The following is a 14,517-nucleotide window of genomic DNA, read 5'->3' on the forward strand; positions in this document are numbered from 1 at the left end:
CATCTTTACTCGAAGTAAGTTTTTATAACTTGTATGACGTGAAAATTATAAAAACTACTCATGAATTAAAATATTTTTCAATATTAATAAACAAATTGAATATATTTTATTATCTTTGCATCTATAGTCTTAAACATGATACACCGATATTATAAGGAGTGTATATTCCTTAATAAACGATGTCTGACTGAGTGACAAGCCACCCATTACCTAAAATATAAAACCCAAACAATGACCAAGATAAAGACACTGACCATACAGTTTGATACTCCCTTACGACGCTCAGAAATCCCATTGTTCCGTGGAGCTATTATTGCCGCAATACCGTCAAGCAATATCCTATTCCATAATCACGATGGTACATCCCTACGCTACTCTTACCCATTGATACAATATAAGCGTATTGGTGGGAAAGCCGCTATCACCTGTATTGGTAAGGGAGTGGATTCTATAGGGCAATTTTTCTCCATAAATAAAGACCATAAACTAAGAATTAGGGACAAAACAAGGACTTTCCCCATACAGAATTTACAAGCCCTACAGACCGAAATACAGTGCTGGGATTGTAGTTTTGATTACCGCATACGGGATTGGCTACCCCTAAACGAAACAAACTACAAAGTTTATACTGAAACAACGAGTCTCATAGAACATATAAAAATACTCGAAAAAATCCTCATCGGAAATATATTATCCCTCGCCAAGGGACTTGAAATAAACATTACATCAACAATTGACGTTTCCATAACAGCTATCGAAAACATACGAAGTGTTAGATACAAACGAGTTCCGTTACAATGTATGGACATACAATTTAAAAGTAATCTGTCTTTGCCCGACTTTATAGGTATAGGCAAACATACAAGTGTGGGATTCGGTATAATAACTAAGAAAAATAACGTAAAAAATAAATATGGACAACATTAGAGAACATATCTACCTATCAGCTATACTGCACGAAATCGGAAAGTTTTACCAAAAAGCAGACAACGAGAATATTACTATAACTTCTAGTCCGATAAATATAGGTGAACTTGAAGATCTATTCTACTTAAAACAAGAAGCTAAATATACCTTATGGACAAAACTATTTATTAAGGAAAACCAGCGAGTCTTTAATAAGTTGCTTAAAAATACTCAAAACGAGTCAAGTAACAAAGACAATTTGAAGAGTTTAGTCAAAAGTCAGATTAGTAAAATAGAACAAATAATCAAAGAAGCATTATTATTATCTTCTGGTAAAGAAGATTATACAGAAGAACTTTCTACAGAAAGCGAAAAGCAACTGGAAATCTTGCAAGAACGAAAGATTGATTCCCATTTTAGAAACAATTGGCAATCAAGATGAATTGTTAACGAATAAAGAATGGCATCAATTTCCTGTACAGAAGCTGATACCTTCTATTGATAATTTTCCTCAACAGGAAATTACTGAAATTCCTAACTATAGCAATCTATGGAAGGAGTTTAAAAGTGAATTTGCCTCACTCACTCACAGTACTTACCAAACTTTTTCAGACAATCTCTTGACATTACTATACAAATACACCTCTTTCATTCCATCCAATATAACACACTCTCCAGACATTTCACTCTATGATCATATCAAAACAACAACAGCACTAGCCATCTGTCTTTACGACCTTATGTGCTCAGGAGAAAAACCAAAAGATCGTTTTCTCCTTATTGGTGCCGACCTCAGTGGAATTCAATCTTATATCTATCAGATAGTATCAAAACATGCTGGTAAAAACCTTAAAGGTCGATCTTTTTATATTCGTGTGTTATCAGACGCAGTTGTGCGCTATCTAATGAAACGATTAGGCCTCTTTCAAGCAAATATCATATATAATAGTGGTGGAGGATTTTATCTTCTAGCACCTAATACAACTGATATCAAACACAAGCTTAAAACAGCTATCGAAGAAATTGAAAAAAGAATATTTACAACACATGGAACATCACTATATGTTGCAATTGATAGCATTACTGTTTCTGATGATGCTTTACTACATAGAAATGGGGAAGATATAGGTAAACTATGGGGGGATCTATTTATAAAAAGAGATCGACGAAAAAATCAAAGATATGCAACAATGATGGAAGATGATTATAAAAGATTCTTCACCCCACAATCAGGCCTCAATAAATTTGATTGTATCTCTGGCGAAGAAATTCCTGCCAACGAACAAAGCTACAGCGAGGGAGACCTTTCACCACTCCGTTATATTACAAAAGAACAAATAATTTTAGGCCATAAGCTCCGTAACTTTGATTTACTTATCATCAGCGAATCAGAAGTACTTTATTTAGCAGACAAATGTTCTGTAGAGCCTGCTCAATTAGGCTTCCATTACTACCTTCTAAAACAAGAAGAATTAATAAAAATAAAAGATAAAATATGTTTTGAAAAAGAACCGCTAACTATTTTACAAGCCAATACAAGCAAAGATGGTGATAATCTTGTAAAAATAATCGAGAATTCTAATAGCATCTATGGTTTATTCTACTATGGTGGAAACGAATTAGGCTGCACAAGAATACCAACTTTTGAGGAACTTTGCCATAAATCAGATACAGATAATGCGTTTAGGCGATTAGGAGTTCTAAGAATGGATGTCGATAACCTTGGACGTATATTCCAAGCTGGTATAAATCCTCAATATACATCTCTATCACGTTATGCAACATTAAGCCGTTCGTTCGATTATTTCTTCTCAGGTTATTTAAATGAGATCTGGAGAGAAACAGATCCAAGTAAATCAATCATCATATATAGTGGTGGTGACGACCTTTTTATTGTTGGTAGTTGGGAAAAAACTGTTGAGATTGCAAAACGTATAAGAGAAGATTTCCGTAAATACACTTGTAACAATCCCAGTTTAACTATATCTGGTGGTGTCGCTTTGCTATCACCTAAGTTTCCAATAATGAAAGGTGCAGAAGAAAGTGCTATTGAGGAAGATAGGGCTAAAAAACACCAATGCATGGAATTAGAAAAGAATTCCTTTGCTCTACTCAACACAGCATTGAATTGGGATGAAGAGTTTCCAGCCGTTGAAGCACTAAAAAATGAGATAAAAGAACTGCACATTGATGATGCCATCAAGAGTTCCTTTATATCAAAAGTTCTCAGACATAGAACTAATGCAGAGATGAATTCACACAAAATTACAAACTTCAAAACCTATTGGATGATTGCGTACGATATGGGCAGGATGAAGAACCGTACAAAAGACGTACAAGCGAAAGAATTAATTAATCAATACATAAAAGAGATATGTGGTAATAGTTCTTGTCTAAATAACAAAACTATAAAATCTTCCTATCATCCTTTAGAACTATGGGCATTAGCGTGTAGATGGGCAGAATTAGAACTACGAACAAACAAATAAATTAAAAGAGAACAATTATGGTAACATCTTACAATGAGAACAGGTATCCCGACAAGAGAAGAAACAGTTGGAATACAAACAAGGATGGGTCTGAAACTCCAGAAGAGATTTTAACCAAAGCTAATTTCGATGAAAGCTGGATTACGGAAGGAGCCAACGAGAGACTTCCAGATTTTGCTGAAGTCCTTGGAAAATATATGGCAAGGAATGGACTTACCAATTCTAAAATCCGCAGTATTTATGGAGAAATAAAAAGAATACAAATGGGTAAATTTGAGATAGAAAAAGCGTCTTTCTTTTTACTCCGTCCGAAAGTAGCTTATGCTTTTGGAAGAGATGAAAAGAACAAAGGATTAAAACTATTTAAACTCATCTTTGAGAGAGTATATCTTCTTGTCAAAGATCAAAAAACCTATAATAATTTCTGCAATCTTATAGAAGCTATCCTTGCATACCATAAAGCGTATGGAGGAAAAGATTAAATTATTACATTATAAAGAACTATCTATGACTACAACAAGATTAAAAAAGAAAGTTGTCTATACTGGTACTATTATATTAAAGACCGGTTTACACATTGGTGGAACAAATGCAGCACTCAACATTGGTGGACCAGATAAGTTTGTGGTTCGTAATCCTTTAACCAATATTCCTTATATACCAGGAAGTTCTCTTAAAGGGAAACTACGATGCTTGGTTGAATTAGCAAATGGAGAGTCTAATGAGGGTAAACCTTCAAACAATCCACAAAGCAAAGCTGGTGCATTGTTTGGTATTGCAGGAGATAGTGAGTCAAATCATGCATCACGCCTAATTGTAAGAGATGCAGTTATGGCAACACAAAATGATGACGAAAATGAACTAAAAATATTTGGACTTAAACGTTCTGACATACCAGACTTTAGCAATACTGATTTACCATTTACCGAGAGTAAAACAGAAGTAAATATAGATCGCATTACAGCTAAGGCTAATCCACGAACTTTTGAAAGAGTACCAGCAGGGGCATTTTTCAAGTTAGAAATGATTCTAAATATCTTTGAAGGAGAAGATGAAAATAGTTTAAGAAGCACTCTAAATCAAGGAATTACCCTTCTACATGACGATTACCTTGGAGGAAACGGTTCACGTGGATACGGCCAAGTTGGAATAAAAATAATAAAAGAAGACGAAAAGACTTATTGAGTATGAAGACATTCTCAATCATAAAGCTAACTAACCTCTCTCCCATTCATATAGGAATGGGTAGAGAGGCCACAGACTGTTCTGCACACACGCTACATTCTGATACTCTTTCTGCAGCATTGGCAGCTATACGGGTACAAATTAAAGGTCCTAAAGAAATTAAAGAGTTTATAAATTCTTTTTCTATCAGCTCAGCCTTCCCCTTTTGGGAAAACCATCTTTTTTTACCAAAACCGCAAGGACGCCTACAGGTTAGAATCAAAGAAAAAGAAGAAAGTCTAACACGTAAAGTTCTTAAAGGAGTCCAATATATAGAAAGTAGTCTTTGGAGCCAACTAATTAAAGGAGAAGTAATTTATGTAAATCAAAATCAAATACACAAGAACCTGCTCTCTGGTTCAATGAATAATGGATCATTTCCTATTATCTCACGTTCACAAGTAAATGAGCGAGTTAGCGTATCACGGGAAAAAGGGAAAGATGCAGAACCCTTCTTCTTCGAGTGGGATTTTTATCATAATAAAGCTGGACTCTATGTTCTTACTGATGCCAAAAAAGAATTACTCAAAGAATTATATGAGCTCTTCACCATACTCGGTGAACAGGGAATAGGAACAGACCGAAATATTGGTGGCGGCAAATTCAATGTTGAATATGGAGGGACATTAGAATTAGGGGAAACAAAAGAAAATAGTAACGGACAATTGCTTCTCTCACTCTATATCCCAACAGAAGAAGAACTTCCAAAACTCAACCTCAAGAACTCCCTGTATAGCATTTTACCTCGAGGTGGTTTTATGGCTGGTAGCTGTAATGAAAAATTCGACACCTCCACAAAAAAACATATATATGTTCAATGTCGGTTCTTACTTCAATACAAAAGAGCAATTACAAGGAAAAGTCGTAGATTTACAGCCCAAATGGAATAGTAACGAAATACATCCTGTCTACAGAAGTGGATTACCTCTTAGTGTACCTATTAAAATATTAAACTATGAGTAAAGTCAAAATAGATATCGTGAGCAGAGTTCATATTGGTTCTGGTGAAATCCTGCAATATGGAAGTGATTTCATAAATTTCCAAGAAGGGGGTGATAATTATGTAGGTATTATATCTCCTCGAAAAATAATGTCTCTGATAAAAAATGATACAAAAGCATTAGACGCTTGGATAGCAACTATTGAAAGAAAAAAATCTATCATTGACTTTATGAAAACCTATGCTCCAAAAGCAATTACTGATGATTATTGCTTCAGAATTGATCATACGTATGAAACTCTTAAAGAAAATGATACCCTCCAAACTTTTATTCATAACGGTTTAGGCGACCCTTACATCCCAGGAAGTTCTATCAAAGGTGCAATACGCACAGCTGTCCTATCCAATATTATCAATAAAAAAAATGAAGTGGAAAATCTTGTTAATCCTACAAGGATTAATGCAAAAGCTATAGAGCAGCACTTGTTAGGAGAAAATCCGAACAAAGATATATACCGTTTTCTCAAAATTGGAGACGCCGTCTTTGGTAATAATTATGAGAATATTGTAAGACTATTTAGTATTAATGAACGAGAGACAAACAGTTACTGGGATACATCTAAAAGCCAGTTGGTTGAAACATTGATGCCCAAAGATTCATCTGTCTGCGAAATAAAACTTGATTTAAAAGCTTATGGATACGCAAAAAAATATGTCCAAGAGTTTCCAGAATGTATGTCATCACTCAATAAAATGTTCTCTACTATCAATCAACATACAAAGAGCTTATTAGCTCATGAAATAAAATATTGGCAAGACCATATTAATAATCCAAATGCTGAAAACGTAGATAAATACATTAAAAATCTGGAAATCATTATGGAACAGATACAAAAATGCAAAGACCCAAGTAAGACCTCCTGTATCCTACGTTTAGGAGCAGGATCAGGATGGCGATTCATTACTGGAGCATGGGCTGAAACATTTGAAAAATTCAACGAAAGTATTGTTCCTGTAGCACGTCCTCAAAATCAAAGATATAGTAATTACAACTTTCCTAAATCAAGAAGGGTTGATAGTTCCTGTAAACCTTTAGGTTTCATACGTATGACATTATTAGAGGATTAAGCAATGAAAAAAAAGGTACATATAGCGCTTGTCGGAGGTCAAACTATGCCTGTTATCCTCGGTATAAAAGAAAGTTTTCCTGACGAGGTCATACTTGTGCATTCTGAGAAAAGCGCATCTGAAGCAAAACATATAGAGAACCTCTGTTCTGAAGAATGTAATCTACAAGAATTTCCACCTGTTGATTATGATGCTATCAAAGTTTCTGTTAATAAACTATTACACAAACTTACTGATGATGAGATAACAATTAACCTATCTGGTGGAACAAAGCCATGGGCTCTTTCATTTGCCTTACAAACACAAGGGATGAAGAATGTTACACTGTTATACATCGATCAAAATAGTATATGCTACAACTATACCCAACAAGAGAAATGGGCTTGTAAAGGCCTCAACATGGAAGAGTTAATGCAGTACAATGGTCAACTTGCAAAGTCACATATCTTATTAGATGACTATACAGAAGATGATCTTGATACCTTACAGGCAATAAAAGCCATAAGGCAATATAACTTTAACGATTTTAATAGATTAACAATACCTGGAAAAGATGGACAAAAAAAATAAACAATCAAAGTACAGGAACATTTCACACCTCGAATGGCTCATACATAGAATGGGACAAAAAAGAAAATTACATAACTCTATCACTGAATGGCAAATATGGATTTAAAGAAAACACATTTGAGTCCCCACACATTATGCAGATTATTTTCAACTCAGGCTGGTTTGAATACGAGGTTGCACAGATGGTCAGCAAATGGAAATATGCCAAAGAGATTTGGTTAAATACCATTTATCCATATAATAACAAGTATCCCAAAAATGAGATAGACATAATTGTCAATACAGGTTATAAACTTATTATGATTGAGTGCAAGACCCAAATATATGACAACACGGATATAGATAAATTCAACACAGCTGTAAAAAACTATGGTGGATTGGGGTCTAAGGCACTCTTCATTACAGATGCAAAGATGAAGCCAGAAGCTATAGAAAAATGTTCAGACAATCATATTCTCTCTTTTAGTATGAAAGATTTTGAAAATCGACAGTCAGCACAAGAATCATTATTCCAACTACTCGACAAAGAACTTTTTTATATAAATACCAAATAGTAATAAAATAATAATGGCACGAAAATTATTCATATCCGTTCTCGGAACAGGTCTATACGAAAAAAGTGTATATACACAAGGAGATTTTAAATCCAGTGAAACAAGATTCATCCAGCAGGCAACACTTGAGTTAATTGGATGTAAAGAAAATTGGACGGAGGAAGACAGGGTCTGCATCCTGCTCACAGATAAAGCGAAAGTATCAAACTGGGAGGTGTCATCACGCAAACATCCGCATACGAAGGAAGAAATAGCCTACGAGGGACTGAGCACCTTACTCCAGAAAATGGACTTACGTTCACAGATTATACCTGTATCAATCTGCGATGGGAAGAATGAGGACGAAATGTGGAAGATATTCCAAACAACATTTGAGCTAATACAAGATGGAGATGAACTTTACTTTGACCTCACTCACAGCTTCCGCTACTTACCAATGCTCATCCTTGTTCTTGGCAATTATGCTAAGTTCCTAAAGAACATCCGCATAGCACATATTTCATACGGCAACTATGAAGCACGCAACGAAGAGGGTTCCCCTATCGTAGATTTACTCCCACTGACAGTTCTTCAAGACTGGACCTTCGCAGCGGCCGATTTCCTGCACAATGGACGAAGTGAACAGCTGACACAGCTCACCCAACAGGTATTTAAACCAATCCTCCGAGACACAAGGGGAGAAGACCAACAGGCACAGGCTCTCAGAAGTTTCTCAGACACACTGAATAACATAACCGACAATCTTCAAATGTGTCGTGGATTAAATATTACAAAGGAAAAAGACATCTGCCGTCTAAAAAAGACTATCAACCAGTTATCTGAAGACATCATTGTCCCTTTAGTTCCTGTAGTGAAAAGAATAGAACAATCATTTACTAACTTTATTCCAGATTCAAACATCCTAAATGGTTTGCATGCTGCACAATGGTGCTACGACAACCACATGTATCAACAGGCCATAACAATTCTACAAGAAACTATTGTAACATACATTTGTAGTAATTATGACCTTCCTGTAACAGATATAGACGCACGAACTCTTGTCAATAATGCTTTTTACATTATACACAATAAGCTACAACAGAACGAAGAGAAATGGAAACTTTCGAACTATGGTAAAAAGGAAGAGGCTTTAAACAAGGTGAGGGAACTTATTAAACTTCCTAACATAGAAAAACTATCCAATAGCTTTCAAACAGCTACTGATGTGCGTAACGATTTCAACCATGCTGGATTCCGCCCTAACCCTATGAGTGCAGACAAGCTCGCACATAAAATCAAAGAAAGCATTAAAGAAGTTCATAATATAATATTTGGTGATTATGTTCATCAACCTCTCTAACCACCCTTTCGCCACATGGTCACCCTCGCAGCTGTCAGCTGCGAGGGAATATGGCGACTTGGAGGAAATAGCCTTCCCCAATATCGACCCAGGACTTAGTAAGTTTGCTGTAGAAAAGATGGCAACATCCTATGTTAAGAAGATTCTGGAACATTACCTTACAAAGAATTTAACTGTTCATATCATGGGAGAACAAACATTCTCCTATCATGTAGTAAAACAACTGCAAAAGGCAGGCGTACGTTGTATTGCATCTACCACCGAGCGTATTGTAGAGGAAACGGAAGACCATCGAAAACTTGTTCAGTTCTCCTTTGTACAGTTCAGAGAATATTAATCATAACTATCATCCACATGACCGCAAAGAAAGACAAGCAGATAGTTCTGACACCTTCTCAGCAACAGGCTTTCAATAAGTTGAAAGACTTTGTTAACGGTAGTAGTGCCAATACTTTCATCCTTACTGGATATGCTGGAACTGGAAAGACTACGCTGATGAAGACTCTCATTGAGTGGATAAACGAGCAGAACAAAGAATTTCAGTTGCTTGCATCTACGGGCAGAGCAGCAAAGATTCTCAGCAACAAGACAGAATGTGAGGCTAAAACTGTTCATAGTTGCATTTATACCTTTGCTGATTTCAATCAGGATATCGAAAAGGTTGTAAAACAGATTGACGATGCAAAAGGTATTGACGATACAGGACAGTTACTATTGCAGTTCACATCTGCCTCTGCAAACAATTCTGATTATAACCGTAAAGTCTATATTATTGATGAGGCATCTATGATTTCTGATACTCCTGAAAAGAACCCTACGCAGGCCATCTTTGGAACAGGAAGATTACTACACGACCTCATCAACTACGATGAAAAGGGCTGTTTTATCTTTGTAGGTGATGCTTGTCAGCTACCACCTATTACACAAGATTTCTCACCAGCACTTGACCAAGAGTATCTCGAGAATGTACACAACATGACTGTTCAGTGTGCTACACTCAATGAGATTGTACGCCAGCAGGATGGCAACGACATTGTCGTCGCAGCTGCACGTATGCGTGCTCTCTATCAGAACCCTCCTCGTATCAAATGGGGGAAGTTCCCCTTCCGTGGCTACAAGAACATTAAGATTCACCCCTCACAACTCTCCATAGTCAATGCGTATATAAACAACGTAAAGAAGAAAGGCTTTGAAGAAGCCACCCTACTCTGTGGAAGCAATGCTGCCTGCAACACACTAACGAGTATCGTACGCCCTGCACTCGGTTTCCATAATTCCTTACTTGAAGAAGGCGAACTCTTACTTGTCACACAGAACAACAATCTGACGAAACTGATGAATGGTGACCTTGTAAAGGTTATCTCGACAGAACGACGCATAAGACGTGCAGAACTCACTTTCTTACAAGTTGAAGTGGAAGAAATGGTTAGCAAGAGAAAGTTCTCTCTTTTGCTCATAGAAGACATACTCTACGATAATACAACCAATCTCACACAAGAGAGTCAAAAGGCACTCTTCATTGATTTCTATCGACGGATGAAGAAACAGAACATTAGACCTAAGACTGATGAGTTTAGAGCAGTCATGTTCAACGATCCATACCTCAATGCTCTCCGTGCAGTCTATGGTTATGCGCTTACCTGCCACAAATCGCAAGGAGGAGAATGGAAGGATGTATATCTCGATATTCCTCGATACCTCAGCCACTCCCCAAAGCGTTCTGCCTACCAATGCCTTTATACAGCCATGACACGTGCCAGTGAATGTCTACACGTGGCAGATGATTTCTTTATCGGATGAAAATGTCCAACAAAGGTAATCATATAAGGAACTATTGTTGTCGGATAAAAAGGAAATAGCACATCTTACTGGTCTGATACTCGTAATAATAGAGTGCATCCTATTTAATATGAGTGAGCTGGTTTCCTAAGGGACTTAGATATAAGCGTTGAGGGTTGTAAACATCTTTCCTAACTATCATCTACGTTCATTCCAACGTTTTCCCTCAGACGTCTAAGTTTAATAGATAAGTTGTATTGGACCCAATAATAAAGAATAAAACAAGGATTATATATACTTCTAACTTTATGGAATTAATACTCAACACATTTGGTATTTCCCTTAATCGTGACAATGAAGGATTTGTCATCAACACATCTGAAGGGAAACAACGCATACCTGCTGTAGGTATAGATAGTATACAAATCAGTCGTGGTGCACAGATAACGAGTGATGCCGTTATGCTTGCGATAGAACACGAGATAGAAGTCATGTTTATGGACAAGACTGGGAAACCCATCGGACGTATATGGAGTCCTAAGTATGGCAGCATCTCTACTATTCGAAAAGGACAGTTGAATTTTGTCTACTCTCACAACGCTGTAGAGTGGATAAAGGAAGTTCTACTTAAGAAGATTGAAAACCAACAGGCGCTTATGCTACTCTTCAACAATGACGAACACACAGAGGTCGACTCAGAAAAGAATATTGCACGATTAGAAGACTACCGCAATAAAATCCGTGCACTCAAAGGCGACATTGTCAACGACATAGCTCCAATGCTTCGCGGATGGGAAGGACAAGCTTCGCGCATCTATTTCAACACAATAAATTCATTCCTACCAGAACAATTCCGCTTCAATGTTCGTACACAACATCCTGCCCTTGATATCACAAATGCCTTCCTTAATTATGGATATGGTGTCCTCTATGGTCGCATTGAGGGAGCACTCATTAAAGCAGGAGTTGACCCATATATTGGGGTTCTACATCGTGACGACTACAATCGTCCCGTACTTGTTTATGATATCATTGAGATGTACCGCATCTGGGTAGATTATGTTGTCTATACGCTTCTTGCCCAGAATGTTATTACAGAGGAATTTTATTCTGTTCGTGAAGATGGCTCTTACTGGCTTGAAGCACTCGGACGTCGTGTGCTTATCCAATCCCTCAATGACTACATGGACGAAGTGATAACCATAAAAGGGGTGACAAGGTCTCGTTTGACAATGCTCTCTCTCTACGTTCAATCCCTTGCCCAAAAGTTTAAGGAGGAGATGTAGAAGAATAAATGGGTAAGAGTTACGAGAATCAATAATAGCTTTACACCCTACCGTTACACAATAACACTTTCATCTGAGAATACTATGCTATTATTCGGAACCAACATACAATCTGCTGCCGACGAACTAAAGAAGGTGCAGGAGGAATACCTCTACTATAGTCTTCGTAATCCTAAACCTGCCATTGCAGCAACAATCCAACAGCTGCGTATAGTCTATAGTATGGATGCCAAAGGCTATGCACAGCTGAAACGAAAACTACCTTATTTCGTCTGTGGTCAATTCAATCCGCCTTTCCGTAGGAAAGAAAACTTTGCCTATACGGAGAGCTTTATACTCGACTTTGACCATTTATCATCCAAACAACTATCATTGAAGACTATACATGATAACATTATCCAAGACGAACAAGTCATGATGTGTTTTACGTCTCCAAGTGAGGATGGTCTGAAAGTTATGTTCCGTCTTAAAGAACGATGCTATGATGCTGGTCTGTACTCTGTCTTCTATAAGGCCTTTGCTGCGACATTCGCCATGCGGCATAACCTAACCCAAGTGACTGACAGTAAGACATCGGATGTTACACGTGCCTGCTTCGTCAGTATAGACCCTAATGCTTATTTCAATCCTAACTCAACACCCGTTGATATTAAAGCCTATCTTGACGAGGCTAACCCTGATGCGCTCTTCAAGATGAAACATGAACAGGACGAGCATGACAAGGTTGCCAAGAAAAGTGACAACAGGCAGACCTCCCTACCCAAAGACCCTGACAAAGATGTATTAGCGCGTATCCGACAACAACTCAACCCCAAAGCACAAATAGAACAACACCCAGCCTATGTACCAGAGCAACTCAACGAGATAATCGCTGAACTGAAACTCTTTATAGAAGAAACAGGATTGCAAGTTACTGAGATAATTAATATACAATATGCTAAGAAAATCCGAGCACGATTGGGACAAAAGGACTCTGAGGTAAACCTCTTCTATGGCAAACGTGGGTTCAGCGTCGTCATATCACCAAGACTTGGGACAAATGAAGAACTGAATGAGTTACTGGCTGATTTGGTCAAAACCTTCTTGCAGAAGTAATAGACTATAAACAAATACATAACTCTGTAAGCATTAAACAATTAAACAACCAGCATGCGAAAACCTATCCCTTACATTGAAATCTTACGGAAACTCAGTAGAGCCGGCGTACAGAACTCACCTCCCGTCAACCGACGAACAGGTGATATCAGTGATATGCAGACACTACAAGAACGTGTAGACTTTCTCATGGGAGTAGTAAATAAACCCACACGACCAGCAACCAATATGCTTTTCTTCGTCATGTATGATATTGAAAGCGACAAGGTGCGCTATCATATTGCAAAATATCTAGAACGCAAAGGATGCACCCGCATCCAACGTTCTATCTTTCTTGCCGACCTCGATAAGAAAGTCTACGACCTCATCAAGAGTGACCTTGAAGAAGTACAGTCGCTCTATGACAATCATGACAGTATTATCGTATGCCCCGTCTCCACCGATCAATTAAAAGCAATGAAGATTATCGGTGAAGATATAAGTATTGACATTATCACTCATTCGCGTAACACATTATTCTTTTAAAGGAATAAGAATATAACAATCTTACTTAAACGGAAACAAACACCTTCTATTAAAGAATAATTAACGCTTCGCTCTTTGACATTCTGAAATATTATTTGTAACTTTGCACCCGCAAATAAAACAGTTAATTTCTGTTAACAAAGTCATCTCTACAAGGGTAGACATACGTCAAACGACGATAAACAAAGGGACACAAGTCTTTGCTCTCTGAGAGTATCTTCCATTAAAACAAGGATTAAGACTAAGCCTTCTTTTTCTTCTTACGTGAATTCAACAAGCAAGTGCAAATTTACTTAATTAGTTCGTAAAAGCAGTCCTGTGGTGTTTTAAAATCTAATTTCTTTCTTGGCCTCATGTTAATTTTCTTTGAATACTTAGTTATTTGTTGCTGGCTGATATGCTCAAAGGTTTCTTTTTTTGGCACGTATTGCCTAATTAGTCCGTTAGCATTTTCTATAGCGCCTTTCTGCCATGAAGCGTATGGGTCAGCAAAATATATGGTAACACCAAGGCTTTTGGCTATCATTTCATGACAAGCGAATTCTGTACCATTGTCAGTTGTAATAGACTTGATATGGTCTTTGAAAGGAGATAGTAAGTGTATTACAGTTCGTGCCAGTTCTTTGGCATTTTTCCCCTNTTTAGTTTCTCATAACAACATGTTTGTACTACGCTCTAT

Annotated in this window: 15 protein-coding genes and 2 pseudogenes; 16 read left to right on the plus strand and 1 reads right to left on the minus strand. The window is 37.2% G+C overall.

Translation table 11 applies throughout. The features are described 5' to 3' along the window. The first annotated feature begins 231 nt into the window (after window positions 1–231). The 16 genes and pseudogenes from HMPREF0666_RS09395 to cas2 all read left to right on the plus strand — a co-directional run bounded on the left by HMPREF0666_RS09395 (window position 232) and on the right by cas2 (window position 13,838). A complete protein-coding gene (locus HMPREF0666_RS09395; protein WP_009012134.1) occupies window positions 232–927 on the plus strand; it encodes a CRISPR-associated endonuclease Cas6 in 696 nt (231 codons plus the stop codon). After that, window positions 914–1,348 (plus strand): hypothetical protein, encoded by a 435-nt coding sequence (locus HMPREF0666_RS09400; RefSeq protein WP_009012135.1) that lies wholly within the window; start codon window positions 914–916, stop codon window positions 1,346–1,348. Before HMPREF0666_RS09395 ends, HMPREF0666_RS09400 begins: the two co-directional genes overlap by 14 nt. Further along, entirely contained in the window at window positions 1,311–3,395 is a 2,085-nt protein-coding gene (cas10, locus tag HMPREF0666_RS09405; RefSeq protein WP_009012136.1) for a type III-A CRISPR-associated protein Cas10/Csm1, read from the plus strand. The genes HMPREF0666_RS09400 and cas10 overlap by 38 nt, the downstream gene beginning before the upstream one ends. Window positions 3,396–3,412: 17 nt before the next feature. After that, the gene (csm2, locus tag HMPREF0666_RS09410) at window positions 3,413–3,877 is read left to right on the plus strand and encodes a type III-A CRISPR-associated protein Csm2 (RefSeq protein WP_009012137.1); all 465 of its coding nucleotides are present in this window, start codon (window positions 3,413–3,415) and stop codon (window positions 3,875–3,877) included. Then, window positions 3,861–4,580: a type III-A CRISPR-associated RAMP protein Csm3 gene (gene csm3, locus HMPREF0666_RS09415; protein ID WP_198010545.1), complete on the plus strand. Its 720-nt coding sequence runs from the start codon at window positions 3,861–3,863 to the stop codon at window positions 4,578–4,580. The genes csm2 and csm3 overlap by 17 nt, the downstream gene beginning before the upstream one ends. 2 nt (window positions 4,581–4,582) lie before the next feature. Further along, window positions 4,583–5,416 (plus strand): annotated as a pseudogene (csm4, locus tag HMPREF0666_RS09420) (type III-A CRISPR-associated RAMP protein Csm4); the annotation flags it as partial. Between the two features lie 13 nt (window positions 5,417–5,429). Continuing rightward, complete coding sequence (locus HMPREF0666_RS18685; RefSeq protein ID WP_369750551.1) at window positions 5,430–5,582, plus strand: hypothetical protein; 153 nt, start codon at window positions 5,430–5,432, stop codon at window positions 5,580–5,582. Then, window positions 5,575–6,687, plus strand: coding sequence for a type III-A CRISPR-associated RAMP protein Csm5 (gene csm5 / locus HMPREF0666_RS09425; RefSeq protein WP_009012140.1), 1,113 nt, complete (start codon window positions 5,575–5,577; stop codon window positions 6,685–6,687). The genes HMPREF0666_RS18685 and csm5 overlap by 8 nt, the downstream gene beginning before the upstream one ends. A 3-nt stretch (window positions 6,688–6,690) precedes the next feature. Further along, entirely contained in the window at window positions 6,691–7,257 is a 567-nt protein-coding gene (locus HMPREF0666_RS09430) for a Card1-like endonuclease domain-containing protein (protein ID WP_009012141.1), read from the plus strand. Window positions 7,258–7,391: 134 nt separating this feature from the next. Further along, on the plus strand, window positions 7,392–7,811 hold the full coding sequence (locus tag HMPREF0666_RS09435; protein WP_009012142.1) for a restriction endonuclease: 420 nt from the start codon (window positions 7,392–7,394) through the stop codon (window positions 7,809–7,811). A gap of 13 nt (window positions 7,812–7,824) precedes the next feature. Further along, complete coding sequence (gene csx2, locus HMPREF0666_RS09440) at window positions 7,825–9,153, plus strand: TIGR02221 family CRISPR-associated protein (protein WP_009012143.1); 1,329 nt, start codon at window positions 7,825–7,827, stop codon at window positions 9,151–9,153. Further along, window positions 9,134–9,490, plus strand: a complete 357-nt coding sequence (locus HMPREF0666_RS18120; RefSeq protein ID WP_009012144.1) for a hypothetical protein — start codon at window positions 9,134–9,136, stop codon at window positions 9,488–9,490. Before csx2 ends, HMPREF0666_RS18120 begins: the two co-directional genes overlap by 20 nt. A gap of 17 nt (window positions 9,491–9,507) precedes the next feature. Next, window positions 9,508–10,953 carry an ATP-dependent RecD-like DNA helicase gene (locus tag HMPREF0666_RS09450; protein WP_009012145.1) on the plus strand — a complete coding sequence of 482 codons (1,446 nt, stop codon included), beginning with the start codon at window positions 9,508–9,510 and terminating at the stop codon, window positions 10,951–10,953. 287 nt (window positions 10,954–11,240) lie between these two features. Then, complete coding sequence (gene cas1, locus HMPREF0666_RS09455) at window positions 11,241–12,218, plus strand: CRISPR-associated endonuclease Cas1 (RefSeq protein ID WP_009012146.1); 978 nt, start codon at window positions 11,241–11,243, stop codon at window positions 12,216–12,218. Window positions 12,219–12,302: 84 nt separating this feature from the next. Then, window positions 12,303–13,313, plus strand: coding sequence for a CRISPR-associated primase-polymerase type B (locus HMPREF0666_RS09460; protein WP_009012147.1), 1,011 nt, complete (start codon window positions 12,303–12,305; stop codon window positions 13,311–13,313). 54 nt (window positions 13,314–13,367) lie between these two features. Next, window positions 13,368–13,838 carry a CRISPR-associated endonuclease Cas2 gene (gene cas2 / locus HMPREF0666_RS09465; RefSeq protein ID WP_009012148.1) on the plus strand — a complete coding sequence of 157 codons (471 nt, stop codon included), beginning with the start codon at window positions 13,368–13,370 and terminating at the stop codon, window positions 13,836–13,838. A gap of 289 nt (window positions 13,839–14,127) precedes the next feature. Here the strand turns inward: cas2 and HMPREF0666_RS16670 are convergent. Further along, window positions 14,128–14,517: pseudogene (locus tag HMPREF0666_RS16670) on the minus strand (IS30 family transposase); the annotation flags it as partial.

It is taken from the genome of Prevotella sp. C561, assembly GCF_000224595.1.
GTDB classification, from domain to species: domain Bacteria; phylum Bacteroidota; class Bacteroidia; order Bacteroidales; family Bacteroidaceae; genus Prevotella; species Prevotella jejuni.

Bases quoted from the DNA above. Each gene is read 5' to 3' on its own strand.
- HMPREF0666_RS09395 (WP_009012134.1), top strand. From the start codon at position 232: ATGACCAAGATAAAGACACTGACCATACAGTTTGATACTCCCTTACGA.
- HMPREF0666_RS09400 (WP_009012135.1), top strand. From the start codon at position 914: ATGGACAACATTAGAGAACATATCTACCTATCAGCTATACTGCACGAA.
- csm2 (WP_009012137.1), top strand. From the start codon at position 3,413: ATGGTAACATCTTACAATGAGAACAGGTATCCCGACAAGAGAAGAAAC.
- csm3 (WP_198010545.1), top strand. From the start codon at position 3,861: ATGGAGGAAAAGATTAAATTATTACATTATAAAGAACTATCTATGACT.
- HMPREF0666_RS18685 (WP_369750551.1), top strand. From the start codon at position 5,430: ATGTTCAATGTCGGTTCTTACTTCAATACAAAAGAGCAATTACAAGGA.
- csm5 (WP_009012140.1), top strand. From the start codon at position 5,575: ATGAGTAAAGTCAAAATAGATATCGTGAGCAGAGTTCATATTGGTTCT.
- HMPREF0666_RS09430 (WP_009012141.1), top strand. From the start codon at position 6,691: ATGAAAAAAAAGGTACATATAGCGCTTGTCGGAGGTCAAACTATGCCT.
- HMPREF0666_RS09435 (WP_009012142.1), top strand. From the start codon at position 7,392: ATGCAGATTATTTTCAACTCAGGCTGGTTTGAATACGAGGTTGCACAG.
- csx2 (WP_009012143.1), top strand. From the start codon at position 7,825: ATGGCACGAAAATTATTCATATCCGTTCTCGGAACAGGTCTATACGAA.
- HMPREF0666_RS18120 (WP_009012144.1), top strand. From the start codon at position 9,134: ATGTTCATCAACCTCTCTAACCACCCTTTCGCCACATGGTCACCCTCG.
- HMPREF0666_RS09450 (WP_009012145.1), top strand. From the start codon at position 9,508: ATGACCGCAAAGAAAGACAAGCAGATAGTTCTGACACCTTCTCAGCAA.
- cas1 (WP_009012146.1), top strand. From the start codon at position 11,241: ATGGAATTAATACTCAACACATTTGGTATTTCCCTTAATCGTGACAAT.
- HMPREF0666_RS09460 (WP_009012147.1), top strand. From the start codon at position 12,303: ATGCTATTATTCGGAACCAACATACAATCTGCTGCCGACGAACTAAAG.
- cas2 (WP_009012148.1), top strand. From the start codon at position 13,368: ATGCGAAAACCTATCCCTTACATTGAAATCTTACGGAAACTCAGTAGA.